Below are 14,854 nucleotides of genomic sequence, written 5' to 3' on the forward strand. Positions count from 1 at the left end.
TGTGCGGTTAAGCACACCCTTTATGAATTAATAGATCGTATTTTACTTGATTAATACCCAGGGTTTTGTGCCAAGTTATTGTTCCCTGAGATAGCTTCCGTAGGGACAGGAAAGCGATTTAAATGAGCTGAACCCGAAGGCTGATGATCCCACCAGGCACCCGTTGTAAACATTTTCCAGCGGATCAGATCGGTTCTTCTTCTTCCTTCTGCCAAAAATTCAATACTCCATTCATCTAAAAAGCGTTGAGCATCCAAATTTGCAGCAGTGGCTGGATTGGGATCTTCTTGATTTGCAAAGTTCCTTTTCCTCACCATATTAATAAGTTCTGCGGCGCCGTTTTTATCGCCTGTTCGCCATTTGCATTCTGCCAGCATATAATAAATTTCTGTTAAACGTATTATAGGATTATCTGCCCCCCAGCGCAATGTGTTTTCAGAAAGTGGCGGTATAGGAACCTTCACTGGCCTTACACCAGTGTTTTCCTCGCCATCTGACATACGGGAAGGCAGATCAGCTACAGTAGCATATTTTTTCCCCGGACCCACCTCAGAAAACCGGGCAACCTGATCCCTAAATACAAGTGGCTGGTCTTTATATTCCTCGCCTCCCTTAATTACTTCTCCAGAAGGGCTGAGGTGCGCACCTGTAATAAACATACCCTCATAGCGACCGTTTCCCAGAAAGCGGTAAGGTTTTTTTCTTAAATCGCCGTCATCAAAAGTTTCGAAAGGAGATCCTAAGCTGAAAACGTTTTTGTAAAGGCTGCCATCAGGTTTTCTAGAAGGCGTAAGGTGAGTACCGTTATCAGCCCCCATATCTGTATTAAAGTACTGCCTTGAGTTATAATGATAAAATCTACTGTAAAACCAATTGTATTGCAGACGATTAAACTGAGAAGGACTGGACCATATAACTTCAGGGGACCTGTCATTGGTGAAACTATGAGGGCCGCTCCAGTTGTCATCCAATGCGTAAAAACCATATTCATTATTGATTATAGCCTTTGAAACCTCCAGGCACTCCTGATACATTGGTTTGCCGATATATGCTTCAGCATTAAAATATAACTGTGCTAACATCGATGCTGCCGCTGCCTGTTTTAACACTCCCTCTTCCGTTTCGCCACCGTTCTTCTTCTTTAATTTGGTCATGGCCTCTTTGAGGATGCTTTCAATATGCTTAAAGACTTCCTCATCTGTATTTCTGGGCAGTGATTCCTGATCTAGAGAATTAAAGATGGGCATTCCTCCAAAATAATCCAGGCCGCGCAGATAAAAATAGGCCATTAGTGTGTTAAGCTGATTAATATGAGCATCCTTATCTGCCGGTGTAAGGGCAAATCGGGAATAATCTAACTTTTCCAGATCACTTCTGGTATCTAAAGCGAGCGCAACACCCATTAATGTACCTCGCCAGGTCCCCCAAATCCAACCCTCATCAGGTGTCCACTTGTGGTAATGAAATCTCTCATTTTCACCCCCGTTATACCAGTGACGTCCTTTTGTTGTGATTGCAAAATTATCTGCAGTATATTCCTGCAAACTCCAACGGTCCTCTCCTAAATACCAGTTGGCATGGGTGAATGGTCGGTTTAAAGCTGCTAAGATGTCTTTTTCACTCTGAAAGAAGTTTTCAGGTGTCACCTGGCTATAAAATTCAGGTTCTAGTTTTGTACAGCTTCCTGCTAAAATGCCGGTAAGTGCTAATGTCCATATAAAAGTTTTTTTCATAATTTCTGATACTAAAGGTCTTAGGGATTAAAAATTGGCTTGTAAACCAAACATGAATGTTCTGGTTTTAGGGTAAGCATTACGCTCTTCAAACCCAGGATCCAGGCCGTTTATATTCACTTGCGGATCCAGTCCACTGTAATTTGTGAATACAAACAGGTCGCGCCCGGTCGCATATAATCTTAGGTTTTTTAAAGGTTTGATCACAGATTTACTAAAGGTGTATCCGAGGCTGACAGCATCAATTTTCAGAAAATCACCCTTTTCCAGCCAGTAGTCGCTTAATTCCTTTTCACCTTTAATATCTTTATGCGCCGTATAAGCTTCTTTTAATACGTTTTGACCTTTTACATTAGGTAAGCTGTAATACATATTAATCATATTGAAGACATCGTAATTTAACCAGCTTCTCATATAAACTCCCGCATCCCAATTCTTATAGGATATACTATGGTTCCATGATAACTGCAGTTTGGGTATACCGTTACCAATGAATCGTTTGTCTGCTATAGTTTTATTCCGCTTCGATACATCAAAGGCCTCGTTATTGCGGTCATTCAGCATCCATTGTCCCTCGGGTGTAAATCCGGCGAACTGCCAGATGAAAAACTGACCCAGATCCTGGCCAGGGTATAAACGAACAGCATTGCCGGGAGAACCTGGAGCTGGGAATCCTTTTCTGTCTGCGAAAGTCTGATTTCCCCATAGGGAATTTAAACGGCTCTTGTTGTGAGCGGCAACCAGTGTAGTTGTATAGTTCCAGTCGGTAGTTTTAACAGCGTTATAATTTAGTTCAAATTCGAAACCCTCATTCTGCATACTACCGATATTAATAGTGGTTTTGTCATGAATCGCAGGAGGTTGAGAGACACTTATATCATAAATCAAATCGTCGATAACACGTTTGTAATAATCAAATCGACCGGATAGCTTTCTGTTAAATAAAGAGAAATCCATACCTATATTATATTCTTTTTTTACTTCCCAGCGAATGTTTTTATTCTGATTATGCATAACGCCGTATGTCCGTATCCAGGTTCCATTTGCCAGATACCACGTATCTGCACTGTACATCCTTGTCGCTACATTAGCATTAAAGCCCTCATTTCCGGTTTCGCCATATCCAGCACGGATTTTGAGATCATCAAACACATTCAGTTTTTTGATAAAAGATTCTTCAGACAGACGCCAGCCTAAAGACAGGCCAGGAAAGGTGCCCCATTTATTTCCTGGCGCAAATTTGGAGGATCCCTCGCGCCTCATGGTTGCTGTAACGATATAGCGATCTTTGAAAGAATAATTGACACGACCGAAGAATGCTGCGAGTTTGATCCATGGATTTTTGTAAGATCCCATTCCTGCGCGGCCATCAACTAGAAAAGTGCCCGTTCCCAAATCATTTTCCCGGATGCCGTCAACAGGAAAATTTGAATTATTTGCATTGAAGCCCTGACCATTGAAGTCCTGATAACTATATCCTGCAACCGCATTAATACTATGATTGTCAAACTTTTTGTTATAATTCATCGTGGACTCAAATATCCTGTCATCCCAGCGTTGAAATTCCTGTTTCCCGTAACCATCAATTCCATTCAATCTTGATTCACGGTGCTGTGCTGAGCGATAAAAAGTGTCATGCTGATTATTACTTTTGATACCTACTGTCGCAGTGGCAAACAGATCTTTGGTCAGATTGACTTTTAAAGTCGAATTAGCTAAAAGATACTTGTACTGTTTATGATCAGAGCGAAGGGCTACCTCTGCAACTGGATTCCAATAATCATAACCGCCAACGAGCACATTGTATCCGGTAATATCATTGGAGTTATAGGGCGTTTCGGTGGGATTTAGAACCAAAGCCATATTGAAGATATCATTATTAGTAAAGTCTGCATCTACCTGCGTATAGCTGATGTTTGTTGCCAGTTCTGCAATTCCATTGAAAAATTTGAAGTTGCTATTAATCCTTCCACCAATTTCTTCCCGTTTGGAACCGATTGCAATACCCTTCGCATTTCGCTTGAATACCGTCGCATACAAATTGGCATTTTCTGTTCCGCCACTCATACTCAAGACATAACGCTGGCTGATTGGATTTTTGTTGGTTACCTCTTTATACCAGTCTGTGCGATGTCCCAGGTCATCACCTAGACCATTGGCTACAAATTCGTCACCGGATAGCATTTCAGGACGTCTTCTGACAGTCTCTGTAAACAATTCACTAGTAAAAGTTACATTCGTTTCACCGGCCTGAGGTTTTTTAGTGGTAATTAATATTACTCCGCCCGAAGCTCTTGTTCCGTAAATAGCTGCTGCAGACGCATCTCTCAAAATATTTATGGATTCGATGTCTTCTTTTACGACCGAGTTGATGTCTCCGCCAGGAACACCGTCAATTACCACAAGTGGGCCTTGAGAAGCATTTACTGAATTTACCCCCCTTAACTGGAGTGATAAACCAGCATTCGGATCTGTACCATTGGTAGATTCGATATTTAACCCAGGCACTTTTCCCTGTATCGCGAGCAGTGGAGATACAGCACCGGAAATCAAATCCTTTTGTCTGAGTGTGGATACTGCACTGGTTAGTTCTTTACGGTCCAGTGAGCCATATCCCACGACGACTACTTCGTCCAGCCTGGCCATATCTTCTACCAGGCTGATCTGAATTTCCTTCTTTCCCAGGACTGATACTTCCTGGCTGACGAAGCCGGTGTAGGAAATAATTAACACCGCATCATTGCTTATATCTTTCAACTGGAATTCCCCGTCACTATTGGTTATGACGGCCTTATTGTCACCTTTTACACGGATAGTTGCACCCGGCAGTGGTCCACCTTTTTTGTCTGTCACTTTTCCCTTCAAATCTATAGCGAACACTGCAGGCGACACTTTACGCTGAATTTTTTCAGTTACAATCAAAGTTTTACCCTTTACAGAATAACTAAGTTGTTGCTGATCAAAAATTTGGATTAAGGCTTTGTCCAGATCCTCATTCCTGAGATTTACGTTGACTGGTTTTGCATTACGGATTATTTCATTGGAATAGATGAAATAGAATCCGGTCTGTCTGCGAAGTTCTTTTAAAATGTCCTTTAGTTCATAATGATTACCGGAGATGGTTACTTTTTGAGCGAAGGTCGTTGCACCGGTCTGAAAAGAAAAAGCAAAAATAAAAATGCCTGTGTATCTGGCCTTCAAAAAGACCTTTTTTACTAATGCACCGGGGTGCCTCCAGGATTTGAAATCCGTAAGTTTGTTCATAAGCTGTTGGTTATATTTGGTTGATTATTAAGTTTTACTTCCAGGTGGAAATACAGATTCAAAGGACCGTTTGATCCAATTGCGTGCAATCATGTTATCAGTCTGTTCTCTGTCATTTATCTTCTAACTATTATTCGGTTTCCTTCGATTTTAAATTTAACGCCACCTGCCAATTCCAGTACTTCTAAAACTTTTGACAGGTTGTTATTTCTGGGGATTACCCCCGTAAAAGTTACAGATGGTTTTTCACCCTGATAAATCACAACCGCATCATACCATCTGGATAATTGCTTCATGACGTCGTCGATATCAGAGTTGTCAAATGTGAAAATACCTTCTCTCCAGGAGGTGATTTTTCCAGTATCTACGTGCAATAGAATGTAAATTTCAGATGAATTGAGCTTGGTCTGTGCCTGTTGTCCGGGATGAAGGATTTTTGATTTGGTTGAAAAACCCACTTTTACGGCGCCCTTAAGCAAGGTGGTTTCCTGATGGTCATCATTTTCATACGCCATCATATTAAAATGTGTTCCAAGTACTTCCACCGTCTGTCCTGTAGTTTGAACAATGAAAGGTTGCGCCGGATTATGTGCGACTTCGAAATAGGCTTCTCCTGTTAATTTAACAGTACGTGTTCCAGCAGATTTAAAAGTTGCCGGATAGGCCAGTTTACTGTCAGAGTTTAACCACACAAGCGTACCGTCTGCAAGCTTAATCTGATATTGTCCTCCCTTTGGCGTTTCTAGGGTGTGAAATACAGTAAATCCGGGTCCGGAACGTGGAGAGTGCTGGTAAATAAGCTGCCCGCTGGTAGTTTTGCTTATTTCTGCATCACCCGTCAATAGCTTCAGCTGATCATTTTTCTGATCATCGAGGGAAAGACGCCGGCCGTCGGGAAGTGTTAAAGTAGCTTTGTTCTGGCCGGGTTTGAGGTCGGCAGTAATTTGGTCGCGTAAGGTAGGTTTATCTGACTGTACAGGAGATAAAGACAAGTAAAGCCAAGTTCCTAACGCTATCAATAAAGAAGCTGCAATACCGGTTCTTAACCATCTGTTAGCCTGCCACCAGGATACTGGTACATTTTGATGATTTCTGTAAATTTGTTTTTTGATTTTGGCGAGGACTTCTTCAGAAGCCGATTCCAATTTTCTGTCATCGCCGGATGGCTCCCTGCGGTTAAGTTCCAAAATGATAAGCTGCCGCAGATGCTCTTCATTATCGCTATGGAAATTATCCAGAAGTTCCTTTGCTTCTTCTACAGAACACTTGTTCTGTAGATATCTGCTGAATATGTCTTTAATTCTTTGATTTTCCAATTGACACTTTTATCCTTATACGGACGAAAAGCATAATACATATGCTACAATTTTCTTTTTTTTATTATTCGGGAATTATTGACTGATATAGCTGCTTATGAGTAGAATCATAAAGATGTCACTTGTCATCAGATGTTTTTTTACCGCACGCCCTGCTTTTACCATGTGGTCATTTACTGTACCAGTGGAGATTCCCAGTAATTCAGCAACTTCTTCATAACTTTTCCCTTCCATTTTACAGAGGGTGAATATTTTTTTTCGCTGGGGGGGTAATGCGTCAATAGCTAGTTTCAGGTTACCGCTAATCTCTTTGAAATTGATGAAGTCTTCTATATGGTTATATAATTCAGTAGATGCATTAATCAGGTGGGTTCTTAATTTAAGGTCAGATGCAGATCTTCTGAAAACGTCAGTAATCTGATTTTCAGTTATTCTGAATAAGTAAGCTTTGAAGCTTTTTTCAGGATCTATCTGCTCTCTTTTCTCCCATATTTTAAGAAAAATATCCTGTAAAACTTCCTTTGCCATTTCTTCATCCTTTAAAAGGCGAATCAATTTTTTTAAAATTCTAATACTATATAGCGAATATATTTTCTCATACGCGGGTACATTACTTTCCCTAATCAACTGCACAAGTTCCTTCTCCTGAAGTGTTTCCATTCAATTTTATTCTTACTAATTGCAAGATGTAATTTACAATAAATTAAGTAATTCTTATTATTTGCTCGTTGTATGCATCCTGTAAACGTTAGTAATCGTGGCTGCAGCTAACCTTCCCCTTATTCGGGGTAGATTTCTGAGAAGGTAACTTTCAAGGTTGTGGTCTGTGTGCCTGACTTCCATTGAATAGTTTGTGGAAATAAAGACCGGTTGTAAGAATAAGTGATATCATAGGGATCTTTATTTTCTTTACCTCCCCAATTGGCCGAATTACTGAAGAAAAACGGATGCAAACCTTCCAACCCGAATATCCATGCGTTTTTTACTTCTTTAAATAGTGGATTTCCTTCCAGATCATTAAAATACAAAACAGTGTTCCCGGGATAACTGCTAATCTGAAAACTGCCGTCCTCTGCGTATTTAAAAGTCATCCTGGACAAGAGTTTTTTTGCAGCGTCGACTTGTGTCACCTCTGTTAAACGCTGTTGCGAATCATAGTCTAACTGGGTATTTGCCTTAAATATTCTTGCATTTTTCTGAACAGTATAATGTTCCATAGTTTGAGGGGATCCAGTTGTATTGAGTACAAATATTGCCTGTTCTTTAAGTACGCCATCCCTGAAATGAGAAATTTCCTTTGCGAGTAGTTTCGAATTATAACTAATTGCGGTGCTATCCCCAGCGTAACTTACAGCGCGGAGATGACGGGCGGTTGTATAGTAAAGTTTCATCGTGTAATTTTTTTCGGAAATAAGCAGCGGTATTAAACTTCTGATCTGATCTTCAGGATCTGGATTCCCCTTGCCGGGTATTTCTCTGTTTATTTCTGCTAATTCTGTTTTTTTTGAGCAGGAAATAAGCGGCAGAAGTAGAGTTAGTGCGATAGAAATTAAATTTTTTGTCAGGCTGGTCATATTTTCAGTTAAAAGGTGAATTAATACCTGTGAATGTAATTCTGTTAGTTGACAGTTAGTTAACCGATCTTTGCGTCGGGCGTACGTCACAAACGAATAAAACTTCTTTCTACCGAAATAATTACAAAAACAATTTGAAAGGATAATTATTTAAATGGTATTTTAATACAAATTTTATTGACCCTTTCTATTAAATATTTAACAAACAAATGGAAATTATTCATTTAAGTGCAGAATGCTATCCAGTAGCAAAAGTCGGGGGTCTGGGAGATGTAGTCGGCGCTTTACCCAAGTACCAGAATAAGCTCGGGCATTTTGCAAAAGTAGTGATGCCTGCCTATGCAGTTCCTTTTTTACAGCAAAATGAGTTTGAAGTTGTCTATGATTCCTGGGGAAGATTAGGAAATGATAATTTCCCCGTCCGGATCTTTCGCGAAAAGACCAATAAAATGGGCTTCGATCTATTTCTGGTCCATATTGCTGGTTTAACCGACCGCGAAAAGGTTTATGGTTATGGCGATGATACAGAACGTTTTCTCGCATTTCAGATTGCTGTGCTGGACTGGATCTCCCAATGGGAGCATCGGCCCGACGTAATCCATTGTCATGACCATCATACCGGACTTGTTCCGTTTATGATGGGTAACTGTCATGCATATACCAGGCTAAAAGACATTCCTTCCATTCTGACGATTCACAATGCTCAGTATCAAGGCCAGTTCGGTTGGGACAAATTATTTAAGATTCCGGCATTTGATCTCAGAAAATCAGGTTTATTGGAATGGGATAAAGATATTAATCCGCTGGCAGCAGCGATTAAATGTGCCTGGAAGGTGACCACAGTTTCAGAAAGTTATCTGGAAGAATTGAGCCAGGAAGCTAATGGGTTGCAGAGCCTGCTTGCTGCAGAGCGTTGGAAGTCTTCGGGTATCCTTAATGGAATTGATACGGTGGTGTGGGATCCTAATACTGATCCGATGCTAAATAAAAATTTCCAGTTAAAAACTGCAGAAAAAGGCAAGAAGGCAAACAAAGAAGCATTATGCGCTGTTTTCAACCTGAATCCGGATAAACCCCTGTTTACGTTTATTGGAAGGCTTGTCGCCGAAAAAGGTGCAGACCTTTTACCCGATATTTTTCACAATACGCTGGCGCACAGTCAGGGAAACGTTAACATATTGGTGCTGGGCTCGGGAGATCCTGTGGTTGAATCAAGACTCTCAGAACTTAAGAATTGGTTTCCAGGTTCTTATAATGTTTATGTAGGGTATAACGAGCAGTTATCGCATCAGATTTATGCTGGAGCAGATTTCTTGCTGATGCCATCGCGGGTAGAGCCCTGCGGATTGAACCAGTTATATGCATTACGCTACGGAACTATCCCTGTAGTAAGAAGAATTGGAGGCCTGAAAGATACCGTAACTGATATTGGCGACGGAGGTTTTGGAATCTGTCATGATCAAACCAGTATTGCCGATGTCGGACATGCCATAGGCCGGGCCTATGAACTTTATCAGAATAAAAAACAAAAGAAAGCTATAATTCATTATAGTATGCAGTTGGACCATTCCTGGGATCGGGCAGCCCAACGCTATATAGATCTGTACCAAATGTAATTTAATACCATATGACTGAAAAAGTTTTAGGAGTAATCCTTGGCGGTGGCCAGGGCTCCAGATTATCGCCGCTAACACAAACCCGATCTAAACCGGCAGTCCCGATAGGAGGAAAATACCGCCTGGTGGATATTCCGATTTCCAATTGCCTGAACTCTGGTATACACCGGATGTTTGTGCTAACGCAGTTTAATTCTGCTTCACTGAATAAACATATTAAGAATACCTATCATTTCAGTCATTTCAGCAGTGCTTTTGTAGATATCCTGGCTGCAGAACAGACGCCTGATAACCCAACCTGGTTTCAAGGAACTGCAGATGCCGTAAGACAAACTATGCACCATCTTTTGCAGCACCAGTTTGAGTATGTACTTATTTTGTCGGGCGATCAGCTTTATCAGATGGATTTCAATGATATGCTGCAGGCGCATGAGAACAGTGGGGCAGAAGTTACTCTGGCCACAATTCCAAGTACAGCAAAGGATGCAACAAGCTTTGGGATTCTAAAAGCAAATGAAGAAAACATTATTACTTCGTTTATCGAGAAACCTTCAGCAGATCTTTTAAAAGACTGGGCTTCAGATACGGGTCCGGAAATGCAGGCCGAAGGCAGGAATTATCTGGCCTCAATGGGTATTTATATTTTTAACCGGGATTTGCTGGTCCGTATATTCGCGGAGAATCCTGACGATAAAGATTTTGGAAAAGAAATTATCCCAAGAGTATTAAAAGAGCAGAAAGTACTTAGTTTTCAATATGAAGGTTACTGGACCGACATCGGTAATATTTCTTCATTTTTTGAGGCTAATCTCGGGCTGACGGATGATATCCCGAAATTCAATTTGTTTGACAGTGCACAGAGCATATTTACCAGGCCACGTATGCTGCCTCCTTCTAAAATACTTGGCAGTAACCTGGAAAAGGCAGTTATTGCGGAAGGTTGTATCTTAAATGCCGACTGTATCAAGCACTCGGTTATTGGCATCCGTTCAAGGATTGGTAATGGAACGATTATCGAAAACACCTACATCATGGGCTGCGACCGTTATCAGACGCTGCTGGAAATAGCTGCAGATAAAGAAGCGGGAAGGGCATGGCTTGGAATTGGCGACCGCTGTAAAATCAAGAATGCAATTATAGATAAAAATTGCAGAATCGGCAGTGACGTTGAAATCAATGGTGGAGATCATCTTGCTGACGGAGACTTTGAACTTTATGCAGTTAAAGACGGAATTGTGGTCATTAAGAAAGATTCGGTAGTGCCCGACGGCACTATCATCGGATAATATAATAACACGCTTTAAAACATAAAAGAGGCCCTTAAACAAGGGCCTCTTTTATTATCTCTCTGCGTTAAATTACAATATGCGTACCTTCTGCAGTAGGATGTCCGGTACAGATTAATACACGGCCTTTTGCAATTTCATCATCAGTTAAGATCTCGTTGTATTCCATTCTTACCCCGCCTGCGGTACAGGTTGCAACACAGGAGCTGCATATACCGGCACGGCAACTGTATGGAACTTGTATATCTTGTTCCAGCGCGACTTGCAGGATCCTTTTATCAAATGGAACTTTGAGCTGGTAAGTCTGGTTATTAAAATCAAGTATAACGGTGTAAGTATTTTTGTCTTTGACAACCTTTTCCGAGCTGTCGTCCTCATCCACTTCGTCATCCGGAATGAAATAAGTCTCCTTTCTAATCTGCTCCAGGCGGAAGCCAAGTGCCAGTAAAGAAATCCGGCATAACACCATATAATCAATAGGACCACAGGTATAACATAAAGCATCGGTCAGCTCATATTTAAGATTGTCGCGGATAAGCTCTTCAAATGCGAAAGTATTTAATCTTGCATACCGGAGATCTTTGGTACTGCTGAAGCGGTAAATTAACCTGAATCTTTCCGGATACAATCGTTGCCACTCATTAAGTTCATCATAAAACAAAGTAGAGTCAGCATCCCGGCTACTGTAGATCAGCACAATTCTGGACCGGTTTTCTACAGTAAGTGCCGTTTTAATAATAGAAAAAACAGGTGTGATCCCTACACCAGCTGCAAATAGAAAAACTGTCCGGTCTGCTTCAGCGTCTGTCTCATAAGTAAAAATACCATTAGGGGGAAGCACGTTTAAGACGTCACCAACAGCGGTCCGGTGATGCAGGAATTTGGATATTTCTCCATTCTCAACCAGCTTGACAGCGATGCTTAAAGGCTCGTCCAGCGCCGGTGAACTGCAGATACTGTAAGACCTTCTGATCTCCTTTTCATTAATCCTGAAAATAACGGTGAGAAACTGCCCCGGCAAATATAACAGACGACGGGCCTGAGGATAGTCAAATTGGATAAAGATATTGTCTCCCGGACGTTTTTCAATTCTGGTGATAGTTAAGGGCACAGTATTCATTCCGCTAATTTACGGATTTCCATTCAATCGCATTAAAAACCAGTGTAAAGCTAGTTTGTTGAAACGGAATTGAACTGACCTCCAGTGTTCCAGAGTGCATTTTCATGATATTTCTCGTGATCGTTAAGCCAATCCCGGAACCCTGGTTACGGGTACTGAAAAATGGAACGAAAATTTTATCCATATGTTCTGCAGTGATCCCTTTTCCGTTATCAGTCACCGTGATATATACTTTCCTGCCTTCCAGCTTATAATCGATCAGAATATGAGGGTCCTTAATCCCTTCCAGTGCATGAATACTATTGGTGACCAGGTTAATTAAAGCCTGTTCTACCAATTTCAGGTCTGCTGAGAATGTAATCTTGGCAGAAGTTTGTTCAATCTGTAAACGAATTTGTTTTCCGGCCGCGAATGGATGCATTAATACTTTAATATGCTGCAGTGTTTCACCCACAGCAAGTGGTTTTAGATCAGGAGCAGGAAGTTCTGCGATTAAACGGTAGTCTTTAACAAAATCAAGCAGGCCTTCCGAACGTCTCCTAATCGTTTGAATAGCAGGCCTGATATCTTCAAGATCTTCTGCGTTCAGACTTTGTTTGTCAGCGATTAGAGAGTTGACAGTGTCAGAAAGAGATGAGATTGGTGTTATTGAGTTCAAAATTTCGTGTGAGATTACACCTACCAGGCGGTTCCATGCCTCAGATTCCTTACTCTCAATTTCATCTTTGATATTCTGAAAATAAATAATGCTGTAATTATGCTGATAAAGCTGCAGCGGAACAACTTCCAGAGAGAGCTGTACCTTTTTATCAGCTACAGTTAAAGCAACAAACCTTTTTCCACCTTGCCGGACTGCCTCTACTTCTGCTGCAAACTCAGGATTTCTTTCCGCCAGCCGGTGCCAATAGGTATAAGACGGAGTCTGCAATAGATCGGCAGCTGCGGTATTGAGTAAACTGATTTCAACAGGTTTTTCATCTTGTTGATTTTCCTTTAATACAATAATACCTGCAGGAATCTGCTGCAGGATTGTCTGGGTCAACTGGAAGAAAGCGTCCTGCTCCAGCTGGATGTTCTTCTGGGATCGAAGGATTTCCTCAAACGTAACATATAATTCCGGGAAACTGCTTCTTGCCGCTTTTTTACTAAATGCCAAAGTATGATCCCTGGTATTCACGGCAGTGCGGAACCTTTTAATATCCTGATTGAGCTGGTTCATGTATCCATACAGCGTATAAACCATCAGCGTCGTAAATATCGCAAGACCGGTTATCGTAAACCAGAACCGGGTTGTAATAACCAGATAGATCAGAAGGATCACACAAAGGTTTATGAGCAGCAGGCCGGCGATGACTCGAAAAGTAAATCTTTGATAAAACATAATTATAGTCCGAATTTCTCAATCCTCCGGTATAATGCAGCCCGGGTTAGCCCCAGCTCAGCAGCAGCCCGTGAGATATTTCCTTTGTGGTGCTCAATAGCTTTGCTGACCATTGCTTTTTCCATGTCTTCCAGATCCATACCTTTTCCTGCCGGTACCGAACTTCCAAAGCGCTGCGGGTTTAATTGCAGATCTTCTTCAGTAATCTGATCGCCGTCAGTCATGATTACTGCTCTTTCCAGTACATGCTGTAGCTCACGGACGTTACCCGGCCAGTGGTAGGCCAGTAACGCTTTTGCAGCCGTATCGCTGATCTGGGTAATCTGCTTGTGATATTTTGTAGAAAAAGAAGCCAGAAAATGTGTGGCCAGTAAGATAATATCGTCTGAACGCTGATTTAGCGGCGGTAACATCAATTCGACAGTGTTAATTCTGAAAAGTAAATCCTGCCGGAAAGTACCTTTAGCTACCATATCATCCAGTGGCATATTTGTCGCTGTAATCAGGCGTATATTTACATTCCGGGGTTTACTTTCACCTAATCTGGTTACTGTTCTGTTTTGAAGAACCGAGAGTAATTTAGCCTGCAGCGGTAAACTCAGATTACCGATTTCATCGAGGAATAAAGTGCCGTTCTCGGCAAGTTCAAAGCGTCCCGGCCGGTCTTCCCGCGCGTCAGTAAAGGCGCCCTTGGCATAACCAAATAACTCGCTTTCGAAGAGATTCCCATGGAGAGAGCCCAGATCTACATGCATAAATATCTGGTTTTTGCGTAAAGATTGCTGGTGCAGTTCATAGGCGAAAACCTGTTTTCCCGTACCATTTTCTCCAAGGATCAATACATTGGCATCAGTAGGTGCCACTTTAATGAGTGTGTTTTGCAACTGGCGGATTGCGGGAGAATTACCCAGGATATGTTCGAACTTTCTTGCCTGATCCTTTTGCAGCGAACCGTTTATTTTTTCCAGCTTTTTAACCTTTCTGGAAGATTGTCTTAGCTTGAAGGCCGCAGAAAGCGTTGCATAAAGCTTTTCATTTTCCCAGGGTTTCAGAATAAAGTCGGTTGCACCTTTTTTGATAGCCTGGACAGCAAGCTCCACATGCCCATAAGCAGTCATCAGAATAACTACATAGTCTTTATCAATAGATAAAATGTGCTCCAGCCAGTATAAACCCTCCCTGCCGTCGCTGGCACCTTTTTGATAGTTCATATCGAGCAGAACCATATCAATGTCATGATGGCTCAGCAGCACATTGATTTCTTTTGGAGTTTTGCAGGTCGTAACCTGGCTGAAATGCTGCTTTAATAAAAGCCTTGCGCTTAATAGAATGTCGTCATCATCATCAATGACCAGAATATGTGCCGGGATCATATGGATTCGTTTTTTGATCAAAATTAGCAGAATTGTCCGCTGCTGTACAAAGACTGTCCGATAACGAACATTAAAAAATGCTATCTTTTGCTAAGATACTCAAATACAGTTGTTTATTTTGTTGATTTCGCTTTGGCATATCCTGTGCTTTGCAGCAAGCGTAAGCGCACACCAATCAAAGCTTGCCTTGT

The 14,854-nt window shown here is 41.4% G+C and carries 10 protein-coding genes; 2 read left to right on the forward strand and 8 right to left on the reverse strand.

The window, feature by feature from the left end:
- Positions 1 to 50: 50 nt before the first annotated feature.
- The 5 genes from BLR53_RS12165 to BLR53_RS12185 all read right to left on the reverse strand — a co-directional run bounded on the left by BLR53_RS12165 (position 51) and on the right by BLR53_RS12185 (position 7,887).
- Positions 51 to 1,733 (reverse strand): RagB/SusD family nutrient uptake outer membrane protein, encoded by a 1,683-nt coding sequence (locus BLR53_RS12165; protein ID WP_074590012.1) that lies wholly within the window; start codon positions 1,731 to 1,733, stop codon positions 51 to 53.
- A 27-nt stretch (positions 1,734 to 1,760) separates the two neighbouring features.
- A complete protein-coding gene (locus BLR53_RS12170; RefSeq protein WP_083332069.1) occupies positions 1,761 to 4,997 on the reverse strand; it encodes a SusC/RagA family TonB-linked outer membrane protein in 3,237 nt (1,078 codons plus the stop codon).
- Positions 4,998 to 5,113: 116 nt separating this feature from the next.
- On the reverse strand, positions 5,114 to 6,313 hold the full coding sequence (locus BLR53_RS12175) for a FecR domain-containing protein (RefSeq protein ID WP_074590014.1): 1,200 nt from the start codon (positions 6,311 to 6,313) through the stop codon (positions 5,114 to 5,116).
- 75 nt (positions 6,314 to 6,388) lie between these two features.
- Complete coding sequence (locus BLR53_RS12180) at positions 6,389 to 6,973, reverse strand: RNA polymerase sigma factor (RefSeq protein ID WP_051759746.1); 585 nt, start codon at positions 6,971 to 6,973, stop codon at positions 6,389 to 6,391.
- 119 nt (positions 6,974 to 7,092) lie between these two features.
- Positions 7,093 to 7,887: a hypothetical protein gene (locus BLR53_RS12185; protein WP_037439440.1), complete on the reverse strand. Its 795-nt coding sequence runs from the start codon at positions 7,885 to 7,887 to the stop codon at positions 7,093 to 7,095.
- Between the two features lie 209 nt (positions 7,888 to 8,096).
- Here BLR53_RS12185 and BLR53_RS12190 point away from each other — a divergent pair, with 209 nt between their 5' ends.
- Positions 8,097 to 9,503 carry a glycogen synthase gene (locus BLR53_RS12190; RefSeq protein WP_074590016.1) on the forward strand — a complete coding sequence of 469 codons (1,407 nt, stop codon included), beginning with the start codon at positions 8,097 to 8,099 and terminating at the stop codon, positions 9,501 to 9,503.
- A gap of 11 nt (positions 9,504 to 9,514) precedes the next feature.
- Positions 9,515 to 10,789, forward strand: a complete 1,275-nt coding sequence (locus BLR53_RS12195; RefSeq protein WP_037439436.1) for a glucose-1-phosphate adenylyltransferase — start codon at positions 9,515 to 9,517, stop codon at positions 10,787 to 10,789.
- Between the two features lie 67 nt (positions 10,790 to 10,856).
- Here the strand turns inward: BLR53_RS12195 and BLR53_RS12200 are convergent, their stop codons facing one another.
- Genes BLR53_RS12200 through BLR53_RS12210 form a run of 3 tightly spaced genes read right to left on the reverse strand, consistent with a single transcriptional unit; the run spans position 10,857 to position 14,684 of the window.
- Entirely contained in the window at positions 10,857 to 11,909 is a 1,053-nt protein-coding gene (locus BLR53_RS12200; protein WP_037439434.1) for a ferredoxin--NADP reductase, read from the reverse strand.
- A gap of 4 nt (positions 11,910 to 11,913) precedes the next feature.
- A complete protein-coding gene (locus tag BLR53_RS12205) occupies positions 11,914 to 13,290 on the reverse strand; it encodes a sensor histidine kinase (RefSeq protein ID WP_037439432.1) in 1,377 nt (458 codons plus the stop codon).
- A 2-nt stretch (positions 13,291 to 13,292) separates the two neighbouring features.
- Positions 13,293 to 14,684, reverse strand: a complete 1,392-nt coding sequence (locus tag BLR53_RS12210) for a sigma-54-dependent transcriptional regulator (protein ID WP_244889507.1) — start codon at positions 14,682 to 14,684, stop codon at positions 13,293 to 13,295.
- Positions 14,685 to 14,854 lie beyond the last annotated feature (170 nt).

Source organism: Pedobacter antarcticus (genome assembly GCF_900103515.1).
GTDB classification, from domain to species: Bacteria; Bacteroidota; Bacteroidia; order Sphingobacteriales; family Sphingobacteriaceae; genus Pedobacter; species Pedobacter antarcticus.